The sequence below is a fragment of the Ferribacterium limneticum genome (genome assembly GCF_020510585.1).
Classification (GTDB): Bacteria; Pseudomonadota; Gammaproteobacteria; order Burkholderiales; family Rhodocyclaceae; genus Azonexus.
This window is the reverse complement of the sequence record NZ_CP075190.1, coordinates 2,325,330-2,351,378: the sequence shown is the minus strand read 5'-3', so window position 1 is coordinate 2,351,378 and position 26,049 is coordinate 2,325,330. Positions and strand designations below refer to the sequence as shown.

27 protein-coding genes are annotated in these 26,049 nt (G+C 59.5%); 17 read left to right on the top strand and 10 right to left on the bottom strand.

Translation table 11 applies throughout. From position 1 onward, the window contains the following. Window positions 1–320 precede the first annotated feature (320 nt). From KI613_RS11545 to KI613_RS11515, 7 genes are all read left to right on the top strand, one after another. Window positions 321–851, top strand: a complete 531-nt coding sequence (locus tag KI613_RS11545) for a rhodanese-like domain-containing protein (protein ID WP_226399561.1) — start codon at window positions 321–323, stop codon at window positions 849–851. 27 nt (window positions 852–878) lie between these two features. Further along, window positions 879–1,853 (top strand): cysteine synthase A, encoded by a 975-nt coding sequence (cysK, locus tag KI613_RS11540; protein ID WP_226399560.1) that lies wholly within the window; start codon window positions 879–881, stop codon window positions 1,851–1,853. Further along, complete coding sequence (gene epsC, locus KI613_RS11535; RefSeq protein ID WP_226399559.1) at window positions 1,850–2,815, top strand: serine O-acetyltransferase EpsC; 966 nt, start codon at window positions 1,850–1,852, stop codon at window positions 2,813–2,815. The genes cysK and epsC overlap by 4 nt, the downstream gene beginning before the upstream one ends. Further along, window positions 2,812–3,039 carry a helix-turn-helix domain-containing protein gene (locus KI613_RS11530; RefSeq protein ID WP_226399558.1) on the top strand — a complete coding sequence of 76 codons (228 nt, stop codon included), beginning with the start codon at window positions 2,812–2,814 and terminating at the stop codon, window positions 3,037–3,039. The genes epsC and KI613_RS11530 overlap by 4 nt, the downstream gene beginning before the upstream one ends. Window positions 3,040–3,147: 108 nt before the next feature. Beyond that, window positions 3,148–4,074: a family 2A encapsulin nanocompartment shell protein gene (locus KI613_RS11525; RefSeq protein ID WP_226399557.1), complete on the top strand. Its 927-nt coding sequence runs from the start codon at window positions 3,148–3,150 to the stop codon at window positions 4,072–4,074. Further along, window positions 4,049–5,911 (top strand): family 2A encapsulin nanocompartment cargo protein cysteine desulfurase, encoded by a 1,863-nt coding sequence (locus KI613_RS11520; RefSeq protein ID WP_226399556.1) that lies wholly within the window; start codon window positions 4,049–4,051, stop codon window positions 5,909–5,911. The genes KI613_RS11525 and KI613_RS11520 overlap by 26 nt, the downstream gene beginning before the upstream one ends. Window positions 5,912–6,082: 171 nt before the next feature. Then, entirely contained in the window at window positions 6,083–6,577 is a 495-nt protein-coding gene (locus KI613_RS11515) for a hypothetical protein (RefSeq protein WP_226399555.1), read from the top strand. 131 nt (window positions 6,578–6,708) lie between these two features. Here the strand turns inward: KI613_RS11515 and KI613_RS11510 are convergent, their stop codons facing one another. The 5 genes from KI613_RS11510 to KI613_RS11490 form a co-directional block, all read right to left on the bottom strand. Continuing rightward, on the bottom strand, window positions 6,709–7,002 hold the full coding sequence (locus KI613_RS11510; RefSeq protein ID WP_226399554.1) for an ArsR/SmtB family transcription factor: 294 nt from the start codon (window positions 7,000–7,002) through the stop codon (window positions 6,709–6,711). 180 nt (window positions 7,003–7,182) lie between these two features. Continuing rightward, window positions 7,183–7,704 (bottom strand): RBBP9/YdeN family alpha/beta hydrolase, encoded by a 522-nt coding sequence (locus tag KI613_RS11505; protein WP_226399552.1) that lies wholly within the window; start codon window positions 7,702–7,704, stop codon window positions 7,183–7,185. A gap of 120 nt (window positions 7,705–7,824) precedes the next feature. Next, a complete protein-coding gene (gene ccoG, locus KI613_RS11500; protein ID WP_226399550.1) occupies window positions 7,825–9,201 on the bottom strand; it encodes a cytochrome c oxidase accessory protein CcoG in 1,377 nt (458 codons plus the stop codon). Between the two features lie 65 nt (window positions 9,202–9,266). Next, window positions 9,267–10,715 carry an aminotransferase-like domain-containing protein gene (locus tag KI613_RS11495; RefSeq protein WP_226399548.1) on the bottom strand — a complete coding sequence of 483 codons (1,449 nt, stop codon included), beginning with the start codon at window positions 10,713–10,715 and terminating at the stop codon, window positions 9,267–9,269. A 12-nt stretch (window positions 10,716–10,727) separates the two neighbouring features. After that, window positions 10,728–11,285: a hypothetical protein gene (locus KI613_RS11490; RefSeq protein WP_226399546.1), complete on the bottom strand. Its 558-nt coding sequence runs from the start codon at window positions 11,283–11,285 to the stop codon at window positions 10,728–10,730. Between the two features lie 310 nt (window positions 11,286–11,595). Between KI613_RS11490 and KI613_RS11485 the strand changes: the two genes are divergently transcribed. The 4 genes from KI613_RS11485 to KI613_RS11470 all read left to right on the top strand — a co-directional run bounded on the left by KI613_RS11485 (window position 11,596) and on the right by KI613_RS11470 (window position 15,630). Further along, a complete protein-coding gene (locus tag KI613_RS11485) occupies window positions 11,596–12,009 on the top strand; it encodes a hypothetical protein (RefSeq protein ID WP_226399544.1) in 414 nt (137 codons plus the stop codon). A gap of 195 nt (window positions 12,010–12,204) precedes the next feature. Beyond that, window positions 12,205–13,275, top strand: a complete 1,071-nt coding sequence (locus KI613_RS11480) for a sulfate/molybdate ABC transporter ATP-binding protein (RefSeq protein WP_226399542.1) — start codon at window positions 12,205–12,207, stop codon at window positions 13,273–13,275. 22 nt (window positions 13,276–13,297) lie between these two features. Continuing rightward, entirely contained in the window at window positions 13,298–14,233 is a 936-nt protein-coding gene (locus KI613_RS11475) for a CysB family HTH-type transcriptional regulator (protein WP_226399540.1), read from the top strand. A 350-nt stretch (window positions 14,234–14,583) separates the two neighbouring features. Beyond that, complete coding sequence (locus KI613_RS11470; RefSeq protein WP_226399538.1) at window positions 14,584–15,630, top strand: outer membrane protein assembly factor BamD; 1,047 nt, start codon at window positions 14,584–14,586, stop codon at window positions 15,628–15,630. Window positions 15,631–15,950: 320 nt separating this feature from the next. Here KI613_RS11470 and KI613_RS11465 read toward each other — a convergent pair whose 3' ends face one another. From KI613_RS11465 to trmA, 3 genes are all read right to left on the bottom strand, one after another. Then, complete coding sequence (locus tag KI613_RS11465; RefSeq protein WP_226399536.1) at window positions 15,951–17,303, bottom strand: DEAD/DEAH box helicase; 1,353 nt, start codon at window positions 17,301–17,303, stop codon at window positions 15,951–15,953. Between the two features lie 66 nt (window positions 17,304–17,369). Beyond that, on the bottom strand, window positions 17,370–17,639 hold the full coding sequence (locus KI613_RS11460) for a hypothetical protein (protein ID WP_226399534.1): 270 nt from the start codon (window positions 17,637–17,639) through the stop codon (window positions 17,370–17,372). 84 nt (window positions 17,640–17,723) lie between these two features. After that, a complete protein-coding gene (gene trmA / locus KI613_RS11455) occupies window positions 17,724–18,812 on the bottom strand; it encodes a tRNA (uridine(54)-C5)-methyltransferase TrmA (protein WP_226399533.1) in 1,089 nt (362 codons plus the stop codon). A 121-nt stretch (window positions 18,813–18,933) separates the two neighbouring features. Here trmA and KI613_RS11450 point away from each other — a divergent pair, with 121 nt between their 5' ends. The 4 genes from KI613_RS11450 to KI613_RS11435 all read left to right on the top strand — a co-directional run bounded on the left by KI613_RS11450 (window position 18,934) and on the right by KI613_RS11435 (window position 21,247). Next, window positions 18,934–19,443 (top strand): flagellar basal body-associated FliL family protein, encoded by a 510-nt coding sequence (locus KI613_RS11450; protein WP_226399532.1) that lies wholly within the window; start codon window positions 18,934–18,936, stop codon window positions 19,441–19,443. 18 nt (window positions 19,444–19,461) lie between these two features. Beyond that, on the top strand, window positions 19,462–20,256 hold the full coding sequence (locus KI613_RS11445; RefSeq protein WP_226399531.1) for an NAD-dependent deacylase: 795 nt from the start codon (window positions 19,462–19,464) through the stop codon (window positions 20,254–20,256). Window positions 20,257–20,409: 153 nt separating this feature from the next. Further along, on the top strand, window positions 20,410–20,964 hold the full coding sequence (locus KI613_RS11440) for a phasin family protein (RefSeq protein ID WP_226399530.1): 555 nt from the start codon (window positions 20,410–20,412) through the stop codon (window positions 20,962–20,964). A 109-nt stretch (window positions 20,965–21,073) separates the two neighbouring features. Continuing rightward, entirely contained in the window at window positions 21,074–21,247 is a 174-nt protein-coding gene (locus KI613_RS11435) for a hypothetical protein (protein WP_226399529.1), read from the top strand. Window positions 21,248–21,415: 168 nt separating this feature from the next. Here the strand turns inward: KI613_RS11435 and KI613_RS11430 are convergent, their stop codons facing one another. Continuing rightward, window positions 21,416–21,748, bottom strand: coding sequence for a hypothetical protein (locus tag KI613_RS11430; protein WP_226399528.1), 333 nt, complete (start codon window positions 21,746–21,748; stop codon window positions 21,416–21,418). 124 nt (window positions 21,749–21,872) lie between these two features. Further along, on the bottom strand, window positions 21,873–24,293 hold the full coding sequence (gene parC / locus KI613_RS11425; protein ID WP_226399527.1) for a DNA topoisomerase IV subunit A: 2,421 nt from the start codon (window positions 24,291–24,293) through the stop codon (window positions 21,873–21,875). 267 nt (window positions 24,294–24,560) lie between these two features. On the opposite strand from parC, the gene KI613_RS11420 reads away from it, so the two are divergent. Together KI613_RS11420 and KI613_RS11415 are read left to right on the top strand one after the other, a co-directional pair. Beyond that, the gene (locus tag KI613_RS11420) at window positions 24,561–25,148 is read left to right on the top strand and encodes a tetratricopeptide repeat protein (RefSeq protein WP_226399518.1); all 588 of its coding nucleotides are present in this window, start codon (window positions 24,561–24,563) and stop codon (window positions 25,146–25,148) included. Between the two features lie 35 nt (window positions 25,149–25,183). Next, window positions 25,184–26,002: a hypothetical protein gene (locus KI613_RS11415; RefSeq protein WP_226399516.1), complete on the top strand. Its 819-nt coding sequence runs from the start codon at window positions 25,184–25,186 to the stop codon at window positions 26,000–26,002. Window positions 26,003–26,049 lie beyond the last annotated feature (47 nt).

Sequence of the window (26,049 nt, the reverse complement as noted above, 5' to 3'; positions counted from 1 at the left end):
GTCCGCCCTGGCAAGTTATCGATTAAATCCGGCGGTGTTGGGTAATTCTGCGGTGACTTGCTGCGGTCGACAAAGAATTTCTGGCTATTTCGATATGCCTTCGGGGCCCTTGGGGCGTGTATTACGAGTCGCGCTCGTCTGGTGCTTATAGCCAACATCCTTATTACGGCGATCGTTATATCGATCTGCATTTTTATTCGTTCTGGGCATGAACGACGGGGAATAAATTGGTGGCTACAGACATCACTGAGCCTTTTTCAGTGACCCCCAATACCCATGAAGCCGGTTGTTCAGGCTGGCCGAAAGCGAAAGGAATCGCCATGACCGATGCAGTTATCGACGCAGTTGCCGACACTCAATCGTCTGCCCAGGTGTCGCCATTGTTTGCCGAAAGCGGCAATGCCGGCGGCGCTTCGCCGATCCTTGAGCTGGCGCGCCAACAGGCGGCTGCCGACAACCTGCCGTACGCCGGCAGCGTGACGCCACAGGATGCCTGGGTGCTGTTTCAGTCGGGCGAAGCGGTGTTGATCGACGTCCGCACCGCCGAAGAGCGCAAGTTCGTCGGCCATGTGCCGGAAACCAAGCACGTCGCCTGGATGACCGGCCTGTCGCTGTCGCGCAATCCGCGTTTCGTCAAGGAACTGGAAAGCAAGGCTGGCAAGGATGAAGTCGTGCTGCTGCTCTGTCGCAGTGGCAAGCGTTCGGCAGCAGCGGCCGAAGCCGCGGCCAAGGGGGGCTTCAAGAACGTATTCAACATTCTCGAAGGTTTCGAGGGCGATCTCGACGAGCAGCAGCGCCGCGGTGCCTTCAATGGCTGGCGCAGCGCCGGCCTGCCGTGGATTCAGGACTGATTCATCAATTTTCAGGGAGAAAACAGCATGTCCAAGATTTTTGCCGATAACTCGCAGTCGATCGGCCGCACGCCGCTGATCAAGCTCAATCGCGTCATCGATGGTGCCAAGGCCACCGTGCTGGCCAAGATCGAAGGTCGCAATCCGGCCTATTCGGTCAAGTGCCGGATCGGTGCGGCGCTGATCAACGATGCCGAACAACGTGGCCTGCTCGGCCCGGGCAAGGAACTGGTCGAGCCGACATCAGGCAACACCGGTATTGCACTGGCCTTCGTTGCCGCTGCCAAGGGTATTCCGCTGACCCTGACCATGCCGGAAACGATGAGCATCGAACGGCGCAAACTGCTCACTGCGTTTGGCGCCAAACTGGTGCTGACCGAAGGAGCCAAGGGGATGGGCGGCGCCATTGCCAAGGCCGAGGAAATCGCGGCTTCCGATGCCAAGTACGTGCTGCTGCAGCAGTTCAAGAACCCGGCCAATCCGGCGATCCACGAACTGACCACCGGCCCGGAAATCTGGGAAGACACCGACGGCGCCATCGACATTCTGGTTTCCGGCGTCGGTACCGGCGGCACGATCACCGGCGTTTCGCGCTACATCAAGGGCACCAAGGGAAAGCTTATCCAGTCGGTGGCCGTCGAGCCGACCGCCAGCCCGGTGCTGACCCAGGCCAAGGCCGGTGAGCCGATCAAGCCAGGGCCGCACAAGATCCAGGGTATTGGTGCCGGTTTTGTGCCGGGCGTACTCGACCTGTCGCTGGTCGATGCCGTCGAGCAGGTTTCCAATGAGGATGCCGTGCTTTTTGCCCGCCGTCTGGCCAAGGAGGAGGGTATCATCTCCGGGATTTCCAGCGGTGCTGCCGTTGCCGCAGCGGCTCGTCTGGCGCAGAAGCCGGAAAACGCCGGCAAGACGATTGTCGTCATCCTGCCCGACTCCGGCGAGCGTTATCTGAGCTCCATCCTGTTCGAAGGCCTGTTCAACGAAGCCGGGCTGGCCGCATGAGACACCCGGTCGCCAACTCGTCCCTGGCCTACGAGCAGGTTGGCGGCTGGGGCGTCAAGGAGATCGTCGCCGAACTGCATGCGGCCCGCGATTCGTGGCGGGCGGCGCAGCAGCGGAGCCGGGAATTCGCCGTCCGCGAATTCCCGTCCCGCGAGGCACTCAAGGAAATCGCCGAGGCGCTGTGCGGGGCGCTGTTCCCGATGCGCCTCGGGCCGGCCGATCTGCATCAGGAAGGCGAGGACTTTTACGTCGGCCATACGCTGGACACGGCGCTGAATTCGCTGTTTCAGCAGGTTCAGCTCGAACTGGGCTACAACAGCCGTTTGGCCTGCGAGGAAAAGAACGATGTCGAGGCCCAGGCGGCCGAGATCGTCAAGGCCTTCGCCAAGCAGTTGCCCGCCTTGCGCGGCCTGCTCGATGCCGATGTCGAGGCTGCCTATCTTGGCGATCCAGCAGCCCGCAGCGTCGATGAGGTGTTGCTCTGCTATCCGGGCATCCTGGCCGTCATCCATTACCGGCTGGCGCATGCCTTGTACGCGCTGGGCGTGCCGCTGGTTGCCCGCATCATTTCGGAAATCGCCCACTCGATCACCGGCATCGATATTCATCCCGGTGCGCAGATTGGCCCCGGCTTTTTCGTTGACCATGGAACGGGCGTCGTCATTGGCGAAACGACCATCATTGGCCGAAATGTCCGCCTCTATCAGGCGGTGACGCTGGGGGCCAAACGCTTTACGCAGGATGAAAGCGGAGGCCTGGAAAAAGGAGCGCCACGCCACCCGATTCTCGAAGACGAGGTGGTTGTCTATGCCGGCGCCACCATCCTCGGGCGCATCACCATCGGTCGTGGCTCGAGCATTGGCGGCAATGTCTGGCTGACGCGCAGCGTTCCTCCGGGCAGTCATGTCTCGCAAGCCAGCTTGCAGCACGAGCCAGGCGGGGCAGGGAGGGTTGCCCAGTGAACGATCTGGTCAACAGCTTCGGCCGCGCGGTTCGGCATTTCCGGGAACTGCGCGGCTGGTCGCAGGAGTTGCTGGCTGAAAAGGCTGACCTGAATCGCTCCTATCTGGGCGAAGTCGAGCGGGGGAAGGTGATTCCCTCTCTGGAAACGGCGGGAAAACTGGCTGGTGCCTTGGGTATCAGCCTGTCCCGCCTGTTCTTTCATTGCGAGCAAAAGGCGGCCTGAAGCTCGTTTTGATGGCTATAGCATGTTGAAGCAGGGGCCCCGGCTTTCGACAATGCTTATCTGAATTTCTTATAAACATTTTTATTCCTGATCTAAGGAGAGCTCCACATGGCCCAACACCCCGAAGCGACCGCCCTGAGCGATGTCGCCGCCCGGCAACTAGCCAATGCGACCAAAACCACGGCACAACTGTCGACCATCAGCCCGCGCTGGCTGGTGCACCTGCTGCAGTGGCTGCCGGTCGAAGCCGGTATCTATCGCCTGAATACCGTCAAGAATCCGCGTGACGTCCGCGTCGCCTGCTCGCAACGCGATGAGTCCGAGCTGCCGCAGACCTACGTCGATTACGACGAACAGCCGCGCGAATACTTCCTCAATGCCGTCACCACCATCCTCGACGTGCATACCCGCATATCCGATCTGTACAGCAGCCCGCACGACCAGATCAAGGAACAGTTGCGCCTGACCATCGAGACCATCAAGGAACGTCAGGAATCCGAGCTCATAAACAACCCGGATTACGGCCTGCTGGCCAATATCGCCGACGAGCAGCGCATCTCGACGCTGACCGGCGCCCCGACGCCGGACGACCTCGACGACCTGCTGACCAAGGTCTGGAAAGAACCGGCCTTCTTCCTGGCCCACCCGCTGGCCATCGCCGCCTTCGGCCGCGAATGCACCCGGCGTGGCGTGCCGCCGCCGACCGTGTCGCTGTTCGGCGCCCAGTTCCTGACCTGGCGCGGCATTCCTCTGATCCCGTCGGACAAGCTGCCGGTTGATGGCGGCAAGACCAGCATCATCCTGCTGCGCGTCGGCGAAAAGCGTCAGGGCGTGGTCGGCCTGTTCCAGCCCGGGCTGGCCGGCGAACAAAGTCCGGGCCTGTCGGTGCGCTTCATGGGCATCAACCGCAACGCCATCGCGTCCTACCTGATTTCGCTGTATTGCTCGCTGGCCGTGCTGGTGCCCGATGCAATCGCAGTCCTCGAAGATGTGGAGATCGGCAAGTACCATGAATATCCCGACACCTACAAGTAATGGCGTCGAGGGGCTGGGCGGTGGTTTGCCGTCCGGACTCCAGGACGAGGCCACGCTTGGACGGCTTGCATCGGAATTTTTCCGGCTGTTGCCGGGTTCGCCCGAACCGTCGTTGAATTTGGCACAACCAGCGCTGCCGACTTCGCTAGGCGCGGGCAGTGCGCCGGCGCCGGAACCAAGCCTGATCCAGTCCGGTCCGAGCGTCGCACCGGTGCCCATCGCGCCGGATCCGATCAATCCGGTGGGCGGTAGTGGCACCGAGTTCGGCGTTCCGGAGGCTTACGCGGCCTCACTGCCGGGCGTCAGTCCACCTCAACAGCCGAGCCAGTTCGCCGATCAGGCGCCGGTTTCCCCGCCCGGATCGCCGTACTACTTCCTCGGTGAGGCCGGCCCTTACACCCAGTCGGGTGGCGTGCCGGCCAGGCCGGAAAACCGCGTTGTCGCGCAGACTTTCGGCCTGCCCGGCGAAGGCGAGTTGAAGTCCTTGCTGGCTGAACTGGCGGCTGATCGCCAGCCGCCAGCCTCCCACGGTCAACCGGAAAAAACGGCCAATTTCTATTTTCTGGATGCGGCCAAGGTGCCGGAAGCTGGCCCGACGGCAAGGCCTGCCTTCGACGTCAATGCCGTACGCCGCGATTTCCCGATCCTCAACGAACGGGTGAACGGCAAACCGCTGGTCTGGTTCGACAACGCCGCGACGACGCAGAAGCCGCAATCGGTGATCGACCGTCTGGCCTACTTCTACGCCCACGAGAATTCCAACATTCACCGTGCGGCGCATGAACTGGCGGCGCGGGCAACCGATGCCTACGAGGCGGCGCGGCAGAAGGTGCAGCGTTTCCTCGGCGCCGGTTCGGCCGACGAGATCATCTTCGTGCGCGGTGCGACGGAAGCCATCAACCTGGTCGCCAAGACCTGGGGTGTCCAGAACATCGGCGAGGGCGACGAGATCGTCGTCTCGCTGCTCGAACACCACGCCAACATCGTGCCCTGGCAGCAGCTTGCCCAGCAAACCGGGGCGAAGATTCGCGTCATCCCGGTCGATGATAGCGGCCAGCTCAAGCTCGACGAACTGCAGAAGCTGCTCAACCCGAAGACCAAGCTTGTTTCGGTGACGCAAGTCTCGAACGCGCTGGGCACCGTGACGCCGATCAAGCAGGTGATCGAGATGGCCCACGCCGCCGGCGCCAAGGTGCTGGTCGATGGGGCGCAGTCGGTTTCCCACCTGCGAGTCAATGTGCAGGCGCTCGATGCCGATTTCTTCGTCTTCTCCGGGCACAAGATATTCGGTCCGACCGGCATTGGCGTGGTCTACGGCAAGAAGGCGCTGCTCGAGCAGATGCCTCCCTGGCAGGGCGGCGGCAACATGATCGCCGACGTCACCTTCGAGAAGACGCTGTTCCAGCCCGCCCCGAACAAGTTCGAAGCCGGTACCGGAAACATCGCCGACGCGGTGGGACTCGGGGCGGCCCTCGACTACGTGGACCGTATCGGTATCGAAAACATCGCCCGCTACGAGCACGATCTGCTGGTCTATGCGACGCGCGGCCTGGCCTCGATCCCCGGCGTGCGCCTGATCGGCACGGCGGCGGACAAGGCGAGCGTGGCGTCCTTCGTGCTCGCCGGTTACTCCACCGAGGAAGTCGGCAAGGCGCTCAACGAGGAAGGCATCGCGGTGCGCTCCGGCCACCACTGTGCCCAGCCGATCCTGCGGCGCTTTGGCGTCGAAGCCACCGTACGTCCGTCGCTGGCGTTCTACAACACCTGCGAGGAAATCGACCGGATGCTGGCTGTCGTGCGTCGTCTGGCCCGCGGTAAGGGGAAAGTGGCTGCCTGATCCGTGGCCAATCAACAAAAAGCCGGCAGAAAAGCCGGCTTTTTTTCGCCCTTTTTCGGCTGGATCGGGAGCCGGTTAGCGGATTTTGTTTTCGATCATAGTGAGCAGATTGCGCCATCGTTAAGCTTCCACCCTTGCGTTGTGTGGCGCTAAAAATAACGGAGAGAATGCATGACAAAAAAACGGGTAACGATTGCAGGTGTGCTGATTCTGTCCCTCGGCCTGAGCGCTGGCTCGCTCAGCGCGGCCACACCGGCACACGATAGCCACGGGCACCATCACGGCAGCTCCGCGACGCTGCAGTTGGACAACGGGAATAAGTGGCAAACCGATGCCCAGTTGCGGCAATCGATGGCGAATATCCGCCAGTCCGTCGATTCCTCGCTGCATGCTATCCATGAGGGTAAATTATCGAATGCCGGCTATGGCAAGTTGGCGCATGTGGTCGAGAACGAGGTCGCCGCCATCGTCCGCAATTGCAAGCTGGCGCCCGAGGCGGATGCCCAACTGCATCTGATCGTTGCCGAACTGCTGGAGGGGGCCGAACAGATGAGCGGCAAGCTCAGGAAGGCCAAGCGCATCGACGGTGCCGTGAAGGTAATCGGCACGCTGGAAAAATACGCCGACTATTTTGCCGATCCGGATTTCAAGCCGATTGCCCACTAAGTCGGCATCCTGCCTGCCAGTGCTTATCCCCATTTCCTGTGGATAAGCCTGGGGGCTGGTTCGGGGTTGATGGCCTAAGGCGCTGTTGCAGAACTGTTTTACATCGACTGCCCAATAAACGGGCAGGGCGCTCAGTTGCAGTAGATTTCCTGCAACATGCCAATGATCACGCTCAGCCGCTGATCAGCGATGGCGTAGTAAACGCGGTTGGCGTCCTTGCGCGATTTGAGCAGGTGCTGGTTATGAAGCTGGAGGAGGTGCTGCGAGATATTCGGCTGCGTGGTGCCCAGTTCGTTGCAGATATCGCCGACCGTCCGTTCGCCTTGCGCCAGCAGACAGACGATGCCGAGACGGAGAGGGTGAGCGACCGCCTTGAAGCGGTGGGCAGTCAGCTCGATTTCCTTTTCGCTCCAGTTGTTGGCCATGTTATTTCTTCAGATAGATCTGGCCAAAAGCGCTGCCCAGGCCGATTACTACGGTCAACCCGAAAAACAGGCCAAATTTGAACATGCGGAAACTCCGGAAGAGAAGATCGATGGGGCCAGTTTAGGGAGTTGCCTAACAATCAAAAAGAATGAATTGTTCAATGCTTATCAGATTTTCATCTATAGAATTTTGTCGGCGCGCAACAACTCGAACAGACGGAGACCTTCAGGCCAGGGGCCATGCCCCGAGTCGACGTTGATATGGCCGGCTTCCCCGATGTTGAGATGCGCGCTGCCCCATTGCCCGGCCCAGTATTCCGCGACGCTGGCCTTGACCCAGGGGTCGTTGGTGCTGGCGACGACCAGGCTCGGGAATTGCAATTTTTCTTCGAGCAGGACGGTCGGCTCGCCGAAGCGATGCGGGTCGGCAGGGGCGACGAGCAAGGCGCCCAGAATGCGGTCCTGGCGCTCGAAAGCGGCGGTAACGGTGGCCAGGCAGCCGAAGCTGTGGGCAACAATCCATACCGCTTCGCCAATGGCATCGATTTCTTCGCGGACGCGTGCCGCCCAGTCGGAAAGGCAGGTGCGTTCCCAGTCGGCCTGTTCAACCCGATGGGTATCGGGCAACTGGGTTTCAAACCAGCTTTGCCAGTGGGTCGGCCCGCTGTTGCGCAGGCCGGGAACGATCAGGGTCTTGGCCATGATGAAACCTTGGAAAAATTTTATGGCCTCATTTTCCGACCGATGCCCGCTGGCGGGAATGACGAATTGGTTATGTGCTTATAGACATGCGCGGTGTCGAGGGGATTGCGGAGCGCCATCTCAGGGCATTCGGAAGGTGCTGCTTTCGCGGGTATGCATCTCCCCGGAAGCAATGAGGAAGGCGACGGAGTGGGTGCCAGCGGGCAGGGCTTCTGCGCCGGCCGACAGCGTGAGTTGGAAAGGAACGATGCTGCCGGCGCCGACCTGGATCGTGCGCTCGCCAACGATGTTGAACGGGCTGCCAGCATCGAGGCTGACCTGATATTGCTGGGGCATTTCCGTGAGGTTCATGATCTGTAGCTGGTAGGCGTTCTCGATTCGGCCGTCAGCTGTTTCGCGGGAAAGGACATTGCGGTCGCGCAGGATATCGACACGCAACAGGGAACGCTGGCTGAGCGTCCACAAGCCAAGGGCGCAAAAACCCAGCAGGAGCAGGGCGTAGAGTGCCACGCGCGGCCGCTGATACCACCGACCTTGCCTGGCGCCGGCCGACGATGCTTCCGGGGCAAAGCGGATGAGGCCGGTCGGGCTGCCGATCCGCGTCATCACCTGGTCGCAGGCGTCAATGCACAGGCCACAGTTGATGCACTCGTATTGCAGGCCGTCGCGGATGTCGATGCCGGTCGGGCAGACCTGGACGCAGATGCCGCAATCGATGCAGTCGCCGGCCTTGGCATCGCCGGCAGCCCGCCGCGGTTCGCCGCGCGGTTGGTCGTAGCTGACCGAGCGCGTGGCCGGATCGAACATGACGCCCTGGAAGCGCGAGTAAGGGCACATGTGCTGGCAGACGGCCTCGCGGGCCAGCCCGGCCTGGACGTAAGTGAAGGCGGCATAGAAGATCAGCCAGAAGCCCTCCCACGGACCGACGTTCCAGCCCGGCAGGCTGGGCAGCAATTCGCGGATCGGTGTGAAGTAGCCGACGAAGGTGATCGCCGTCCAGCCCGCGATGAGCAACCAGATCAGGTGCTTGCTGCCCTTGAGCACCACTTTTTTGACGGTCAAAGGCCCTTGGTCCAGTTGCAGGCGGGCCAGATGGTCGCCTTCGATCTTGCCTTCGATCCAGACAAAAATGCTCGTGTACACCGTTTGCGGGCAGGCGAAGCCGCAGAACAGCCGGCCGGCCAGCGCCGTGACCAGAAACAATCCGGTGGCCGCAATGAGCAGCACGAGGGCAAGCAGCAGGGCATCCTGCGGCCAGAGGACCAGGCCGAACAGGTAGAGTTTTTCATGGGCGATGTCGAAAAGCACGGCCTGGCGCAGTTGACCGGAGACTTCCCAAGGCAGCCAGCACATGCCGTAGAAAATGCCCTGGGTCAGCCAGACCATGAGCCAGCGGAGCCGGTTGAAACGGCCGTCAACAGCCTTGGCGTGGATTTTTCCCTGCTTGCGGTACAACTCCAATTTGGCGGCGCGTACCTTGCTGACGACCTGGCTCATGCGGCTTTTCCCACTCGATGATGATGAGCGGGGAGTAGATCACCGGCGCAAAAACAGGAACAGATTCAGATTGTCGTGTTTTTAATAGGAACAGATGAGTTGGCGAGCTGATGATCGATCAGTTGTCCAAGCTGTTCGATGGCGGCTTCCTGGCGTGCGTCTTCCGGGTGGCCGAAGTTGAGCCGGAGAAAGTGTCTGTATTCACGCTTGGCCGAGAAGATCGGGCCCGGCGCCGTGCTGATGTCGTGGGCCAGAGCCTGCTCGTGGACGGTGAGCGCATCGCAGCCGGCAGGCAGTTCGAGCCACAGGAAATAGCCGCCTTGCGGGCGCGATACCCGGGTGCCGGCCGGGAAATAGCGCGCTACCCATTCGATCAGGCGGGCTTCCTGCGCGGCCAGTTTGCTGCGCAACTGCCGCAGGTGTTTGTCGTAGCCGCCTTGCTTGAGGTAGATCGCCAATGCAGCCTGGATCGGCGCGCTGGTGGCCAGACTGGTCGTCAGTTTTTGCCGGCGGATCAGCTCGACATGGCGCCCGGCCGCCACCCAGCCGATTCGGTAGCCTGGGGCCAGGCATTTGGAAAACGACGAGACGTGCATGACCAGCCCATCACTGTCGAGCGCCTTGCTGCACAGCGGCGGCGTCGGGCCGAAATGCAATTCGGCATAGACGTCGTCCTCGATGAGCGGCACCTGATGCTGACGTAACAGTTCGATCAGCGCCTTTTTTCGCTCGTCCGGCATCAGGCTGCCGGTCGGGTTGGAGAAGTTGAGCATGGACAGGCAGGCCTTGACCGGGTGCTGCGCCAGAACCTCGGCCAGCGCTTCCAGGCTGAGTCCGTCGCGCGGATGGCTGGGAATCTCGACGACCTTGAGGCCGAGTCGCTCGGCCGCCTGCAGGGTCGCGTAGAAAGTCGGCGATTCGACGGCGATCAGGTCACCCGGCTGGGTGACGGCCTGTAGGCAAAGGTTGAGGCCTTCCATGGCGCCGGCCGTGATAATGATCTCGTCGGGCGAAACGGTCGCGCCGTGGCTCTGGTAGCGCAAGGCGAGCAGTCGACGCAGCTCGGCATTGCCGGGCGGCAGGTCGGCCAACGTGTCCTGCGGGCTTAATTGACGGGCGGCGCTGGCCAGCGCGCGGCCGAGTCGGTCGAGCGGGAACAGTTCTGGCGCAGGAAAGCTGGAACCGAATGGGACGACAGCACTGTCCTTGATGCTGTCGAGAATACGGAAAATGAAATCGCTGACGGCCAGCCCGGTCGATCCGCTGCCTGGCTGGCTCATGGCCGGTTCGGACAATCTCCGGCCAAGCCGGGCACGGACGAAATAGCCGGATTTGGGCCGGGCTTCGATCAGCCCCCGGCTTTCCAGCAACTGGTAGGCGGAACTGACCGTGATCGGGCTGATCTTGTTTGTTTGGCAGGCCTGGCGGATTGAGGGCAGGCGGTCGCCGGGGCGGAGCAGCCGGTCGGCGATGAGTTTTTCCGTGGCGGCGGCGAGTTCCTGGTAACGGCTCATGCCGGGATGGTATCAGTCTTCGAGCGGGCGATAACTCCAGCGCGGAATGACGAGCAGGGCGAGTACGGAAACAATGGCGCCGAGCACCAGCAGATAGAGCACGAACGGTTTGTCGGCCAAGCGCTCCGGGTAGAGTTGCAGGACGACGCCGATGCCGATTCCGTTGGCCCCGGTAGCCAGGATGGCGGCCGCGATGTCGTGGAAACGGCGTACCTTGTTGACGCCATGCGCCCAGCGCGGGTCGGTGTTGTAGCTGGGCAGGCGCTCGTGCGCGGCGTCGAGCTTTTCCAGCGCCGAAAGAAATGAGCGCAGGTTGGTGATGGCGCGCTCCGCCTTGTAGTTGAGGAAAGCCAGGCAAAGGCTGGTTACCGGAAAGCCGAAGACTAGCCACTCGACTGGCAGTTGGCGTCCGTTGCCGCCCGGGTGGAGGGCGAGCAGGCCGGCGAGCAGGGTGGCCGTAAGCGTAACAAAGAGCGCCAAGGCTTGCTGGCGCTGGACGATGCGCGCATTGACCTCCTGGTAGGCGGCAATGAAACGGTAATTGGCGTCGACGAAGGTTTTGCCGGACATAGGTTTCCTTGATGTAAAAAAAGCCGTGGATCCGGTTGGCCCGGTGCCACGGCTACAAAGGGGGGGGCGGGTCAGGATGTCGGCCCGGATGTTATTGGCCCGGTCTTCAGACCGTGGTTTTGACGGTTCGCAATGTGCTTGAATTGAGCGCTGAGTCCAACGAATCTTTTCGCATAAGTTAAGACGTCAAAGCGATATGGAAGCGCTTGTCGCCTGCGTTCTCCGGAATATCGATATGCGAATTTTGTCGTTCTGTTGAAAGTTTTGTCGCTCTAAGCTTGCCGGCAAATGAATTTTCCATACGATTCCCATGGCCGATGACATGAGTGATTGCCCGGCAACAAATGCGTCCGAAACATCGGGCGATGGGCAATCTGTATCCGCCGTTCCGTCGGCGGCGAATCAACTGCCAACATTGCAGCGCAACGCGCTCAGGAAGATTTTCGATCGGCATGAATTCACGCCGGAGGAAGTGGCTGCGTTGGGTTACCGCCGTCTGCAGCAGGCGGAAGGGATTGGCAACAAGGGACTGGCGGCAATCACCGAGTGGTTGGGTTTGCACGGTTTCGAGTTGAAGCCACCCGAAGTCGCCGGTATTCCGCGGCAACACCTGCCGAAACGAATTCGCCGCAATATTGAATCGGCGGTGCGCTTGTTGCGCACTCACGGCTATGTCGTGCAGCAGGAGGGCGAGAATTTTCCTGAGAACAAGGGCGCAGCTTAAGCATTCTGGCTCGGCTCAGGTGCAACAGCCCCTTCGTTGCGTAAAAAATCACCCGTGTGGCGAAAGATTTGCTTATTCAATATTTGCATTAGCTTTTTAGAATTAAGTATTTCTACTTATAAAGCCGCTTCAATACACTGAGTCATCGATGCTGCGTTGCAGCAGGAACAGACAACACGTATTGGAGATCGCCTCATGAGTATCGCCGTCCGCAACATCAGCAAGCACTTTGGTGCCTTTCATGCGCTGAACGACGTATCCATCGACATTCCTTCCGGCGAACTGGTTGCCTTGCTGGGCCCGTCGGGCTGCGGCAAGACGACGTTGTTGCGCATCATCGCTGGCCTGGAGTTCGCCGATCAGGGACAAATCCTGCTCGAAGGGGACGACGCTTCGGATCGCCATGTCCGCGAACGTGAGGTCGGCTTCGTCTTCCAGCATTACGCGCTGTTCCGCCACATGACGGTGTTCGATAACGTGGCTTTTGGTCTGCGCGTCAAGCCGCGCAAGTTCCGTCCAAACGAAGCGGAAATCCGCAAGCGTGTGACGCGCCTTCTTGATCTCGTTCAACTTGGTTGGTTGGCCGATCGCTTTCCATCGCAACTGTCCGGCGGCCAACGTCAGCGTATCGCCCTGGCGCGAGCCTTGGCCGTTGAACCGAAAGTCTTGTTATTGGACGAGCCGTTCGGCGCCCTCGATGCCAAGGTACGCAAGGAGCTCCGTCGCTGGTTGCGCCAGTTGCATGACGAAATCCATGTGACCAGCGTTTTCGTGACGCACGACCAGGAAGAGGCTTTGGAAGTCTCCGACCGCGTAGTGCTGATGAACAAGGGCAAGGTCGAGCAAATCGGTGCACCGGACGTGGTCTACGACCATCCAGCCACGCCTTTTGTCGCGAGCTTCCTGGGCTCGGTCAATCTGTTCCATGGCCGGGTCGAAGACGGCCACCTGCATGTTGGCGAGCACGCGCTGGCCGTCGGCAGCGAACACGATGCGACCGATTCAGCCATCGGTTTTGTCCGGCCGCACGAATTCGACCTGTTGCCGGCCAATGCACCGGGAACTGGCCTGCCGGCCAAAATCTTGCGCGTTATCGCCATTGGTCCGCTGGCCCAGGTCGAGCTGACGCGCCAGAACGGCGAGTTGCTGGAAGTCTCGGTGCTGCGTGACACGCTTGCCGCGCTTGGCCTGCGTGAAGGTGACGATGTGTCGGTGCGGCCACGCAATATCCGCGTTTTCCAGAACAACGAAAAAATAGCCGCCTGACGGCCGTGACAGGGAGAAAGCAATGAATTTCCAGCAACTCAGAATCGTCCGCGAGACAGTGCGCCAGGACTTCAACCTGACCGAGGTGGCCAATGCCCTCTACACTTCGCAACCCGGGGTCAGCAAGCACATCAAGGATCTTGAAGACGAACTCGGCATCGAGGTTTTCATCCGCCGCGGCAAGCGTTTGCTCGGCTTGACCGAACCCGGCAAGGAACTGGTCAGCGTCGTCGAACGCATCCTGCTCGACACGCAGAATCTGCGCCGTATTGCTGACCAGTTTGCCAGCCGGGAGACCGGCCATTTCGTCGTGGCAACCACCCACACGCAGGCCCGCTATGCGCTGCCGAAGATCATCCAGTGGTTCAAGGCCGATTACCCCAAGGTTCATCTGACCCTGTTGCAGGGCAGCCCGCGTGAGATCGCCGAACTGGTCGAAACGGGACAGGCCGACGTGGGGATTGCCACCGAGTCACTCGACAAGGTTCCCGAGCTGGCCTCGTTTCCGTTTTATTCATGGCACCACGCGGTAATCGTTCCGGAAGGCCATCCCTTGCTTGCTCTCGAAAAGGTGACGCTCGAAGCACTGGGCGAATACCCCATCATCACCTATCACGAGGGTTTCACTGGGCGGGCACACATCGACAAGGGTTTTGCCGATGCCGGCATTGTTCCGGATATCGTGCTCTCGGCAATCGATGCCGATGTGATCAAGACCTATGTCAATCTGGGTCTGGGGGTCGGAATCGTCGCATCCGTAGCCTACGATGCGGAACAGGACCGCAATCTGGCGCTAATACCAGTTCCAGATCTGTTCCCGGCCAACACAACACGCATCGCAGTACGCCGTGGCACCTATTTGCGTAGCTACGTACATGCCTTCATTGAGAAGGTTTGCCCGGATCTTGGCGAAGAGGCGATCAAGGCAGTCTTGAAACCTCAGAATGGCGCAGAGTAAAGTTAAAAATGGTATGACCTCAGCCCAGTGCCCAGATTCATCGTCTCGGGCGCACCAAAAATTCATGAAAAAGCCACCTGCGGGTGGCTTTTTTGTTTTCTGACCTTCGCTTGAGCTGGCCTTTTCCTTGAGCGCTTCATGCAAACCGCGTAATCTGCCGTTTTCCATGTATTCATAGCCCCCCGTGTTACTTGGACGGGGCGGGCGTATTCACAGGTCTGAAATATGCATTTATGTCGAGCGGTATTTATTCAGGCGAAACATATTAATTTATTTATCAAATAATTATTAAGCATGTTTGACGGGGCAATGGTTTTTCGTGATTTTCTTTTATAAAATTGGAGGGTTAGATGATTTGTTTCCGCTCAAAGATAATCGCGTTATGTGTTGCAGTTTGTGTTTTATTTACATCTCAGTGTTTCGGCGATGTTAAAAAATACTCTGAGAAAGAAAAGGTTGGTCTCGCTAACGAATGGCTCAAGCAATCATACTTAGTTACGAGTGACGGAGTATCTGCAGGGGATATCGAGAGATTGCTGTTACAAAATAATTTTGATGATCTGGAGAGCAAGCTTATTGCCGTCGAAAATAAATATAATTCTGACATTCGATATGAAATAAATTTGTTTCAGGCATATGAGGTTTTTACTCAGCTAGCCTACAAAGACTACCCGAATCTGATTCTTGTTTTTGATAATTGGATTTCCTCGCGTAATTCGTACGTATCATATGCGGCAAAGGGGTTTTATCTCGCAGGTCTGGCAGGAAAATTTCGCGGCACTAAATTCGTTTCAGAAACCCCAAAATTTAATATGGAAACTGCAGTTGATTTTTCAAATAAATCTTTGGATAGTTTGAATCGCGCAAATCAAATTCGTGGTGGATTTCTGCCGGCATATCACGGAATTATCGTGAGTGGGATGGCATATGGTAATCGTGCTGATGCTGAAGATGCTATAAAAAAGGCGCTGGAGCTGAGGCCGGATGCTTATTATATTCGGGTAACTTTCATGCGGTATTTTAATCCGCTCTGGGGTGGGAGTTATAATGCTGGTGAGCTTTTTGCTAATAACTCACAAAAGTTCGGATATATGAATCCACGGATATGGAATCTTCGAGGGAATGTTCCAAGCATGAAGGCGTATCATTATATGCTAGATGGTAATTACTCAGAGGCGATTTTTGAATATACAGACGCGCTGAAATATGGCGATAAGCCTAACTGGATAATGGAGTTAGCCTATTGTTATTATAAGATGAATGACAATAAGACTTCCGCTAGCGTACTGGAAAGACTTACTAAGTACCCATTAAGCCCAGATGAAAATGCTAAGATAACTCGAGTGGTAAGTGTTCTGAAGGCGGGTGGTAATCTAGACTGGAATGATTTTCGCTAACAGTGAGCAGTGAAATTGACATTCTGTAGTATGGCCCCTGAATGATGAAGAGCTCCGGCTCTAAGATTAACCCGGGTTGGCTAGCCCTTCACGACATAAATGCCACATTGCTTCCGCACTCTGATTCATCGTCCCGGAATCGACCTATGGGATGATGAATTTGAGTTTCCAGTTCTTAGAACTGTCTGAGTTGGGGAGCCGATCAGGGCTCGAACGGCACAAGTAGCCGATACGCTGGCAAATTGATTGGTTGCTCAGTCAACAAAAAAATGGCACTTCCAGCGAAGTGCCATTTTTCATTTCAGCCTCTGATTTCTCGTTCAGCGGCCGCCAGACCGATTTTGTTTTTGGCCGTTTTTTCCGGTTGACCGTGAAGCTCCACCCGGACGGGCCGCCGGACGAGCACCAGGGCGTTTGGGGGCGTCGTCGAAGCCGACCCAGTTGCTCGGCGTGCCTTTGCCGCCCCGGCCTCCGGGCATCTTTGGTTTCTTTATCTTCTTCGCGGCTATTGCGGCGGCGCCGGTCAGCGGAATTCGGTGGTCGGGTTCGAAGCCCGGTTCTTCTTCGCGGCTCAAGGTTTGCTTGAGCAGCGTTTCGATGGCGGCGAGCATCGGGGCTTCGTCGGCGCAGACCAGCGAGATGGCTTCGCCGGTGGCGCCGGCGCGGCCGGTGCGGCCGATGCGGTGGATGTAGTCTTCGGCGACGATGGGCAGGTCGAAATTGACGACTTGCGGCAGGTCGTCGATGTCCAGACCGCGGGCAGCGACATCGGTGGCGACGAGGATTTGCACTTCGCCGGCCTTGAAGCTCTCGAGGGCGCGCAGGCGGGCCGGTTGCGGCTTGTCGCCGTGGATGGCGTCGGCCTTGATGCGCTTGGCGTGCAGGATGCTGACCAGTTCGTCGGCGCCGCGCTTGGTCTTGACGAAGACCAGCACCTGGCCCCAGCGCCGGTCCTTGCGCATGAACAGGAAGAGTTCGGTCTTGCGCTTCTTGTCGACCGGCACCATCCACTGCTTGACGGCCTTGACGGTGCTGTTGGGCGGGCTGATTTCGATGGTCAGCGGGTTGCGCAGGCGGGCCTTGGCCAGGCTGCGGATGACTTCGGAGAAGGTGGCGGAGAAGAGCAGGGTCTGCCGCTTTTTGGGCAGGGCGGCGAAGACGGCGTCGAGTTCGTTCGAGAAGCCGAGGTCGAGCATGCGGTCGGCTTCGTCGAGGACGAGCACTTGCACCTTGTTGAGCTTGAGGGCGTTCTGGCTGTAGAGGTCGAGCAGGCGGCCGGGGGTGGCGACGAGGACATCGACGCCGCGGCGCAGGCGCATCATTTGCGGGTTGATGCTGACGCCGCCGTAGGCCGCGTAGGTGCTGACGCTGGTGTGTTCGCCGTACTGGCGGAAGCTGGCGTGGACCTGTTCGGCCAGTTCGCGCGTCGGCACGAGGACAAGGGCGCGCACCGAATTGCTGCCGACCTTGATGCCATCGTTGGCCAGGCTGTGCAGGATGGGCAGCGCGAAGCCGGCGGTCTTGCCGGTGCCGGTCTGGGCTGCGGCCATCACGTCGCGCCCTTCGAGGACGGCGGGAATGGCTTGCTCCTGAATCGGCGTCGGCGTCTTGTAGCCGAGCGTTTCGAGGGACTGGAGCAGCGTTTCGGCGAGGCCGAGGGTAGCGAAGGTCATGGGCGGGGAGGGGGAAAGCAAATGGGCAATGAAGGGGCGAGTTTAACCCGCCCGTGTAGCGAGCGTTTAAACGCCGGCGGCGAGGCCTTTGCGCAGCAGCATGTCGACCACTTCGTTGATGCCGCCTTCGCTGGTTTCGGCCAGCGTGCGCAGTTGTTCGGCCAGTTGGGCATCGATCTTGACGGCGAAGGGGATGAGACCCTTGGCCTGGTCCAGCTTGCGCTGTTCCTTGCGGTCGAGGACGGCGCCCTGGCCGAAACGGTCGGGGGTTCCAGCCTGTTTCATGTTGCGGTCAATCTTGCTGGCGAGGCTTTTGTAAAGATCGGTTCTTTTCATGGGGAGGCTCGGGTGCGTGGCGGTGTTGGTCACCGCCACTGGGTAGCAGCCGGCCGGCGGCAGGCTGACAAGCGTGAAGCGAGACTACCGCCGCGTCAGCAGCAGGCCGCACTCCAGGTGATGCGTGTAGGGGAATTGATCGAAGACGGCGGAAGCGGCGATCTGGTGCGTGTCTTGCAGCGCTGTCACGTTTTCGAGCAGGGTCTGCTGGTTGCAGGATATGTACAAGATGCGGTCGAAGCCGCGGGCCAGTTCGAGTGTCACGGCATCCAGCCCGCTGCGCGGCGGGTCGACGAAGAGCGTGGCATGGCGGAAGGGTTCGAGGTCGATGTCTTTGAGGCGCGTGAATTCTTCGCGGCCAGCCAGCGCATCGCTGAATTCCTCGCTCGACATGCGGACAATGGCCACGTTGCCGACGTTGTTGGCCTCCAGATTGAACTGGGCGGCATGAACCGACGACTTGCTGACCTCGGTGGCCAGCACCTGGTCGAAGAGCGGCGCCAGCGCGATGGTGAAATTGCCGTTGCCGCAGTACAGCTCGACCAGATTGCCGCCGATGCCGGCCGCCTGCTGGCAGGCCCAGCCGAGCATCTGGCGATTGACGCCGCCGTTGGGCTGGGTGAAGCTGCCTTCGACCTGCTTGTAGCGTAGCTGGCGGCCGTTGAGCTCGAATTCTTCGAGCACCCAGTCGCGGTCGAGCACAAGTTTCTGGCCGCGGCTGCGACCAATGACGCGGATGCCCAGTTCGGCCGCCATCTCGCGGGCGGCGATTTCCCACCCTTCGTCCAGCGTACGGTGATAAATCAGCGTGACCAGCATGTCGCCGCTCAGGGTGGCGAGAAAATCGGCCTGGAACAGCCGGCGGCGCAGCGTTTCGCTGGTGGCAAGGCGGTCGCGCAGGCGCGGCATCAGCGCGCAAATGGATTCGGCAGCAGGTGGGAAGGTGTCGAGCGTGATCGGCACCTTGGGATCTTCCGGGTCAAACATCGCGTAATCCAGCCGGTCGCCATCGTGCCAGATGCGGAATTCGGCACGCAGTCGGTAATGCAGCGGCGTCGAGGCATGGGCAACGGTATTGGCCACGCCGAGCGGCGCGAAGGTCTGCTCGAAATGGGCGAGTTTGCCGGCAAGTAGGGCCGGATAGGTGGCGGGGTCGTAAATGGGAAGAGGCATGATTTTGCGGGGTATTTTGGCGGTGCCAAGCCGAATATCGGGGTGGCGACCGTGAGCGAAGGGCGAAATATACGCTGGTCTGCCAGTGAGGGGGTATTTTGCGCCTGGCGAGGCTTTCAAAATGGTGATCGACTGGCATACATCGCTGTCATGGTGGCTTTTTTGGTTTTCAGCCGGTATAAAGTCCGGGTCTCCCGATGGGACATCAATCATTTTTAGGATTGTCATGAACGTCGTTTCCCGGATTGTGAATGCCCTTGTCGCGCCGCTGCTGTTCGTTTTGGCGCTGCTTATGCCCTTGCCTTCGCTGGCCAGCGATCACGGCGGTGGTGGTGTCGCGCCTGAGCCAATGGTGTTCACGGTCAATCTTGGCACCGAGAATTATTTGCAGTTCGGGCTGATCCTGGAACCGGCCGTTCCGGAAGCCGCCGGTGCCATTGCTGCTTACAAGCCGCGGATCCAGCATCAGATCATCCTGCTGCTCTCGAGCAAGGAAGTTGCCAAGCTGCGCACGCTGGCGGGCAAGAAGGAACTTATCCAAGAAATCATTGAACTGGCCAACCACGCCATCCATGAAGACGACGAAACCGGGGTCAAGGAAGCCTTGTTTACCCAGTTCCTGATCCAGTAAGCAGGACTGCCGTTGCCGATGAAGTCGTATCCAGCACCGATCGACGCGGCACTCGATGCCGTGGCCGAGCATCTTCGCCACGCGCGGAGCGCCTTGTTCATTACCGGTGCGGGGATTTCGGCCGATTCCGGCCTGCCGACCTATCGCGGTGTTGGTGGCCTCTACGACAGCGAGGCAACGGAAGAGGGCTTGCGCATCGAGGATGCCTTGTCCGGCGAGGTTTTCGCCATGCACCCGGAAATCACCTGGAAATACCTGATCCAGATCGAAGAGAACTGTCGCGGTGCCCGACCGAATGCGGCGCATTTCGCCATTGCCAGCCTGGACGAGCATCTCGACCGGGTCATGGTGTTCACGCAGAACGTCGATGGCCTGCACCGCCAGGCCGGTAGCCGCGAGATCGTCGAGATTCACGGCAACCTGCAGGAGCTGGAATGTACCGAATGCAGCCATGAAGAAGCGGCTGCCGACCTGAGCGGTCGCGAAGTGCCGCCCCTGTGCCCGTTGTGCGGCGGCGTTTTGCGGCCAAAGGTCGTGCTTTTCGGCGAAGCCTTGCCGGAGGAACCGCTGGATCGTTTCATCGACGCTTTCCAGGAAGGTTTCGACATCGTTTTTACTATCGGGACGTCGAGTATCTTTCCCTATATCACCCAGCCGGTCGTGCTGGCTGCCGGCAGTGGGATTCCAACCGTGGAAATCAATCCGGCGAAAACCATGCTCACCGATATCGTCGATTATTACCTGCCGCTCGGCGCTGCCGAAGCGATGACTGCGATCCTCGAAAGACTCGGTCTGGAGCCGCGCGCCGGCTGAAGCGTTGGGAATTTCCAACACATTTTTTCAGACAATTGGTGCAGTGCACAAAAAGCTGTTGACAAGTGTTTTCCTGTGGTTAGAATGGAGTCATGCTGCGGCGCAACATAAAGGCCAAGGCGAATAGATTACCCCAACCTCAGGAGATTCATCATGTTCACCAAACCCGAAGATTTCGCCAAGTCCAGCATCAATTCCGCCCTGTTTTTTGCCAACACCACCTTTGATGGCATCGAGCGTCTGGCCCTGTTGAATCTGGCCGCTGCCCGTTCCGTTTTCGAAGGCGCCATGGCTAACGTCACGGCTCTGCTCGGCGCCAAGGATGTCCAGTCTTTCGTCAGCATCCAGAAGGAACTGGCTTCGCCGTCCATCGAAAAGGGCATGGAATACTCGCGTAACGTGATCGCCATCGCTGGCGAAACCAAGGACAAGCTGGCCAAGGAAGTTGAAGCCAAGGTTGCTGAAAACGCCGCCACGGTTTCTGGCCTGGTCGAAAAGGCTCTGGCTTCCGCTCCGGCTGGTTCCGAAGTGGCCGTCGCTGCCGTCAAGACCGCGATCAAGTCCGCCAACGAAGCCTACGAAGGCTTGAACAAGGCTGCCAAGCAGGCTGCTGAAGTTGCCGAAGCCAGCGTTGCTGCCGCTACCAGCGCCACGATGAAGGCTGCCAACGTTGTCGCCGCTCCGAAGGCTTCCAAGAAGGCTGCCTAAGCCCTGATTGCGTAAAGCTTCAAGAACCGGAGCCAGTCTGCGGTTTTTGATAAAAAAGCCCTTGGAACCCAAGGGCTTTTTTCTTTGAAAAACGGGAAGGATTATCGTCATGCAACATACCCACACGAAGGCTGAAGCCATCCACGAGGCCCTTGAGGTTTTCGAGGAGGCGCATCACCATCAGCCGGATGCCCACGAAAAGGCTCGCCTTGTCTCGGATACCATCAAGGAATGGGAGCATGAAGAGGTTGAAGCCCTGCATTCGGGCGATATAGCGGCCTGATCTGGCTAGCTGAAAAGCCAACCGGGCCTGCCCAGTCGTGAACTGGCCGCCCGGTTTTTCTTTGCTCGAAAATTGACTTCTCACGCCATGAGTCAGTCTAGCAAGTAACTCGTTTTGTTATTTTAAATTTAATTAAATCAATACAATAAATAACTTTGTTAAAGTTGTTTATTGGATATTGTGCTTGGCCTTGAAGGCATCATAAGCTTCACGGGTGATGCGTTTTTTGGCCAGAGCTTCCCTGAGTACTTCAACGGCTTTTGCCTTCTTCCCGTAAATCATGAATACCTCGGCTTCTTCGAGGGGCGTCATGTCGTTGGCGGTCGGCTCGGCGGCTGGGTGATCAAGCGTGGAAAAGGCGGACATGGGCAGCGAGTGTGATTCCAGTTTGCGCCTAGCCCTTTTTTTCTTGTTTATCCGCTTGGCCAGATAAATTCCAATGCCAAAAAATACCCCTGTAACCAGAAGAAACTGGACGATAAGAATCAGGGTGCGAGACATTAAAACTCCAGATAGTAGGCGCCGGGCCGGCTGAACGGGACATGCCTGACAGGCACAGAGGGTAATTACCGAAGCATATTATCCGTATTTCTCCGTGCCTTGCCTGCATCACCGTTTCAGGTGGCTATTTTCGGCTCGCCTTGACTGGCTTGCCCTTGCCGCCGCGGTTGCCGCGACAGAATTCGAGGCGTTCGCCCTTGAGCTTGCCGGCAACCCCATCGACGACCGGAATGATTTCTTCCAGCGCCGTCTTGCCGGGGTCGGCATCGATCAGTTTGAGGCCGCGGCCTTTCGGCAGTTGGCGAACCTCGTCGATATTGAAGACTAGTGCCCGGCCGTCCTTGGTCACGCAGGCAATTTCACCTGAAGGAGCCGACGCGAAAACGACCGGCATTTCGCCTTCGGACAGCGACATGAAGGCCTTGCCGGCCTTGCCGCGTGACAAGAGATCGGCGCCCTGGCAGCGGAAACCATAGCCGCCACTGGCAGCAACCAAATAGAGCGCTTCGTTCTTGATCGCCATGGCCAGGCAGGGTTTGCCGCCGTCCTGGAAATCGGCCAGCGAGGTAGCCGGGACGCCATCACCCTTGCCGCCGGGAATATCCGAGGCGGGGATCGAGTAGGCGCGGCCCTTGGTGTCGAGCAGGATCAGGTTATCAACTGTCCGGCAGGGCAAACACGCGAGCAGTTCGTCGCCGGAGCGGAAGCTCAGTTGCGTCGGGTCGATGTTGTGGCCCTGGCGTGAGCGCAGCCAGCCGTGTCTGGAGACAATCAGCGTGGTTGGTTCATCGACGATGGAAACGGTCTTGGCGTCCGACATCGTGACTTTGTCGGCGGCTTCGATGAAGGTGCGGCGGTCGTCGCCATATTTCTTGGCATCGGCCTCAATTTCGGCCGCAACGCAGGCGCGCAGGGCTTCTTCGGAATTGAGCAGCTTGTTGAGGCCAGCGGCTTCGTCGCGCAGCTTGGCCAGTTCTTCACCGATCTTGATGCCTTCCAGCCTTGCCAACTGGCGCAGGCGGATTTCGAGAATGTCTTCGGCCTGAATCTCGGACAGCTTGAAGTGCGCCATCAGATCGACCTTGGGATCGTCCGATTCGCGGATGACCTTGATTACCTTGTCGATGTCGAGCAGGACGGCCAAACGGCCTTCCAGGATGTGGATGCGCTTTTCGGCGGCGGTCAGGCGGTGACGGGTACGGCGCTCGACAGTGGCCAGCCGGAACCGGCACCATTCGGCGATCATGCTGTACAGCGAAGCCTGACGCGGCGTGCCATTGACGCCGAGCACGGTCAGGTTGATCGAGGCATTGGTTTCGAGGCTGGTGTGGGCGAGCAGCATGCGCACCAGGTCGTCCTGGCCCTGGCGCGAAGAGGCCGGCTCGATGACGAGACGGACAGCGTGTTCCTTGCCCGATTCGTCACGCACGCCACTCTCTGAAATCGACGACAGGAAGGCCGCTTTCAGGTTGAGCTGTTCCGGCGTGAACACCTTCTTGCCGGCTTTTTCCTTGGCGACCGGGTTGGAGCAGGCTTCGATTTCCGACAGTACCGTGGCGGTTGAAACGCCCGGTGGCAGTTCGGTGATGACCAGTTTCCATTGGCCACGGGCCAGGTTTTCGATTTTCCACTTGGCGCGCACGCGCAGGCTGCCACGGCCGCTGCGGTAGGTGGCGGCGATTTCTTCGGGCGTCGAAATGATCTGTGCGCCGCCCGGGTAATCCGGGCCGGGGATCAGCGCCAGCACCTGATCTTCTGTGAAATTCGGGTCTTTTATCAGGTTGACCGCAGCATTCGCCACTTCGCGCAGGTTGTGGGCCGGGATTTCGGTGGCCATGCCGACAGCAATGCCGGAGGCGCCGTTGAGCAGGCAGAAGGGCAGGCGGGCCGGGAGCAGGGCTGGTTCGTCGTTGGCGCCGTCGTAGTTCGGCTTCCAGTCGACCGTGCCTTCGTCGAGTTCGGCCAGCAGCAGCTCGGCAATCGGCGTCAGGCGGGCTTCGGTGTAGCGCATGGCGGCGGCGTTGTCGCCGTCGCGCGAGCCGAAATTGCCCTGACCATCGACGATCGGGTAGCGCAAGCTCCAGTCCTGCGCCATGCGGACCATGGCGTCATAGACCGACGAATCGCCGTGCGGGTGGTATTTACCGATCACGTCGCCGACGACGCGCGCTGATTTGACGTGGCGCGGGCTCTTGTACAGGCCCATCCGGTGCATGGCGTAAAGAATGCGGCGCTGCACCGGCTTCTGGCCGTCGGCGGCCGAGGGCAGGGCGCGGCCGGTGACTACGCTCATGGCGTATTCGAGATAGCGGCGGGCGGCGTAGTCGGCGGGCGAGGGAATGTCGCCGGCCGGGCCACTGGCCGAGGGGGGCAAGTCTGGCGGATCGATGTCGCCAGCTTCGCCGGAAGGGGTGTCGTTGGTGGCCTCTGCAGCGGCTTCCGAAGGGGCATCGGCGGCAGGTGCCAGGGGCGAATTCGTTGTCAGCGGTGCTTCCGCAAGCGGGAGCGGCGCGTTCGGGTCAAAAAGTTTTAACTGGTCTGTCATGGAATTCTGTCTTTGCGGCACGGTCTATATTGCAAGCGTGCAGGATGGTAACCGAAACTGGGTGCAGGAACGCGAGCCGGTCACGGTTGATACGTGGTCATCGCGGCCGACATCGTGGAACCGAGCCGTGTTTCTTGCTCTGCTGTGATCTATTGTGGATAATCGATATGAATAAGTTTTGGGATTAAGTCTTTGTTGTAAAAATGAAGATAGTCTGTTTATGGTTGTGTTTTCTGCTCTAGCCACTCGTTTTCCCGGAATGATCCCATGAGGCTAATTTCTCTTTTGTTGTTCATTTGTGCCACTGCCGTCGCACAAGCAGAGCCCGAGCCGACCATCCGCATTTGCGACGATACCGGCTGTTCCGACCGTCCGCGCAGCACGACCACTTTCAATCCCAATGCCGACGTCAATCCGGAGGCCGAGCGTCGCCTGGCCGCGCTGAAGGAGAAGGCTGAAAAGGATCCGCGGGCGGCCTACGACCTCGGCTTGCGATATTTCCGGGGAGATGGCGTACGCCAGGACAGCTACCAGGCGCTGCAATGGATGCGTGACGCGGCCGAGCGCGGCGATCGCAAGGCGCAGACGGCGGTCGGCAAGCTCTATCTGATGGGGCTGGAGGAAATGGGCTCCGACCCGGCCGAGGCCGAAAAATGGTTGTCGATCGCCGCCGGACGCGGCGACAAGGAAGCGAAGAAACTGCTTACCCAGGCGAGCACAGCCAAAAAGGACGAAGTTGCCTATCGCCGCTGGGTGGATACGCAGCGCCAATATCTGCGCGAATACTGGCAAAGCCGCTACACCTATCGCTGGTACTGGAACAACAACGGCTGGTACTACCGTGACGATTATTGAACCGATTCATTGACCCCGACAGAAAGGTAATAATCATGAACGCGAAGAAATTTCCCCTTTTTGTATCTGCGGCGGCGGCCTTGGTGCTGGCCGGCTGTGGTGGCGTCGTCCAGACCGGCAATGCACCGACGGCGGCCACCGGTGCGGCGGCGGGTGGGACCAGCGTCGGGGCCAATCCCACCCTGGAGCGCTGCCCGGCGCCGCTTGGCACGCTGGCCGTCGATGACGGTCGCAACAAGGACTGGTACGGCGCCTTCGGCCGGGCGACCAAGGTAACGACCATCGAGCCGCTGATCCGTCTGGCTGTGCAGCAATCCAACTGCTTCATCATCACCTCGATCGGCAACGAGCGCCTGGATAACAAGATGTCGACAATTACCGACAAACAGCGCAACTCCGGTGAATATCGGGCCGGGTCGAAACAGCAGAAGGGCCAGCGCGTGGCGGCCGATTACTTCATGGAGCCGTCGATTGTCGTCGATCAGTCGCCGACCGGCCGGCTGGCCGGTGCCGTTGGCGGCGCGCTGCTCGGTGGTCGGGGTGGCCAGGTCATCGGCGCCGGCATGGAAAGCAAGGTTTCGGTCGTTACCCTGTCGCTGTTCGATATTCGCTCTTCGGTGCAGATTGCCATTTCCGAAGGCAATTCGACAGCGACCAACTTCGGTGCCGTGCTCGGCGCCTTCGGCGGCGGTGCGGCCGGCGGCCTGGGCGGCTTCTCGCAGACGCCGGAAGGCAAGGCGACCGTCGCCGCCTTCGTCGATGCCTACAACAGCATGGTCATCTCGCTGCGCAACTACAAGGCGCAGGACGTCAAGGGCGGGCTGGGTCGGGGCGGTACGCTGAAGGTGAATTGATCGACAAACGCGCTCCGCTTGGTGAGCGTGACGAATGTCTCCGCAAA

Coding starts and splice junctions, on each gene's coding strand:
- KI613_RS11545 (WP_226399561.1), top strand. CDS start 321: ATGACCGATGCAGTTATCGACGCAGTTGCCGACACTCAATCGTCTGCC.
- cysK (WP_226399560.1), top strand. CDS start 879: ATGTCCAAGATTTTTGCCGATAACTCGCAGTCGATCGGCCGCACGCCG.
- epsC (WP_226399559.1), top strand. CDS start 1,850: ATGAGACACCCGGTCGCCAACTCGTCCCTGGCCTACGAGCAGGTTGGC.
- KI613_RS11525 (WP_226399557.1), top strand. CDS start 3,148: ATGGCCCAACACCCCGAAGCGACCGCCCTGAGCGATGTCGCCGCCCGG.
- KI613_RS11520 (WP_226399556.1), top strand. CDS start 4,049: ATGAATATCCCGACACCTACAAGTAATGGCGTCGAGGGGCTGGGCGGT.
- KI613_RS11515 (WP_226399555.1), top strand. CDS start 6,083: ATGACAAAAAAACGGGTAACGATTGCAGGTGTGCTGATTCTGTCCCTC.
- KI613_RS11510 (WP_226399554.1), bottom strand. CDS start 7,002: ATGGCCAACAACTGGAGCGAAAAGGAAATCGAGCTGACTGCCCACCGC.
- KI613_RS11505 (WP_226399552.1), bottom strand. CDS start 7,704: ATGGCCAAGACCCTGATCGTTCCCGGCCTGCGCAACAGCGGGCCGACC.
- ccoG (WP_226399550.1), bottom strand. CDS start 9,201: ATGAGCCAGGTCGTCAGCAAGGTACGCGCCGCCAAATTGGAGTTGTAC.
- KI613_RS11495 (WP_226399548.1), bottom strand. CDS start 10,715: ATGAGCCGTTACCAGGAACTCGCCGCCGCCACGGAAAAACTCATCGCC.
- KI613_RS11490 (WP_226399546.1), bottom strand. CDS start 11,285: ATGTCCGGCAAAACCTTCGTCGACGCCAATTACCGTTTCATTGCCGCC.
- KI613_RS11485 (WP_226399544.1), top strand. CDS start 11,596: ATGGCCGATGACATGAGTGATTGCCCGGCAACAAATGCGTCCGAAACA.
- KI613_RS11480 (WP_226399542.1), top strand. CDS start 12,205: ATGAGTATCGCCGTCCGCAACATCAGCAAGCACTTTGGTGCCTTTCAT.
- KI613_RS11475 (WP_226399540.1), top strand. CDS start 13,298: ATGAATTTCCAGCAACTCAGAATCGTCCGCGAGACAGTGCGCCAGGAC.
- KI613_RS11470 (WP_226399538.1), top strand. CDS start 14,584: ATGATTTGTTTCCGCTCAAAGATAATCGCGTTATGTGTTGCAGTTTGT.
- KI613_RS11465 (WP_226399536.1), bottom strand. CDS start 17,303: ATGACCTTCGCTACCCTCGGCCTCGCCGAAACGCTGCTCCAGTCCCTC.
- KI613_RS11460 (WP_226399534.1), bottom strand. CDS start 17,639: ATGAAAAGAACCGATCTTTACAAAAGCCTCGCCAGCAAGATTGACCGC.
- trmA (WP_226399533.1), bottom strand. CDS start 18,812: ATGCCTCTTCCCATTTACGACCCCGCCACCTATCCGGCCCTACTTGCC.
- KI613_RS11450 (WP_226399532.1), top strand. CDS start 18,934: ATGGTGATCGACTGGCATACATCGCTGTCATGGTGGCTTTTTTGGTTT.
- KI613_RS11445 (WP_226399531.1), top strand. CDS start 19,462: ATGAAGTCGTATCCAGCACCGATCGACGCGGCACTCGATGCCGTGGCC.
- KI613_RS11440 (WP_226399530.1), top strand. CDS start 20,410: ATGTTCACCAAACCCGAAGATTTCGCCAAGTCCAGCATCAATTCCGCC.
- KI613_RS11435 (WP_226399529.1), top strand. CDS start 21,074: ATGCAACATACCCACACGAAGGCTGAAGCCATCCACGAGGCCCTTGAG.
- KI613_RS11430 (WP_226399528.1), bottom strand. CDS start 21,748: ATGTCTCGCACCCTGATTCTTATCGTCCAGTTTCTTCTGGTTACAGGG.
- parC (WP_226399527.1), bottom strand. CDS start 24,293: ATGACAGACCAGTTAAAACTTTTTGACCCGAACGCGCCGCTCCCGCTT.
- KI613_RS11420 (WP_226399518.1), top strand. CDS start 24,561: ATGAGGCTAATTTCTCTTTTGTTGTTCATTTGTGCCACTGCCGTCGCA.
- KI613_RS11415 (WP_226399516.1), top strand. CDS start 25,184: ATGAACGCGAAGAAATTTCCCCTTTTTGTATCTGCGGCGGCGGCCTTG.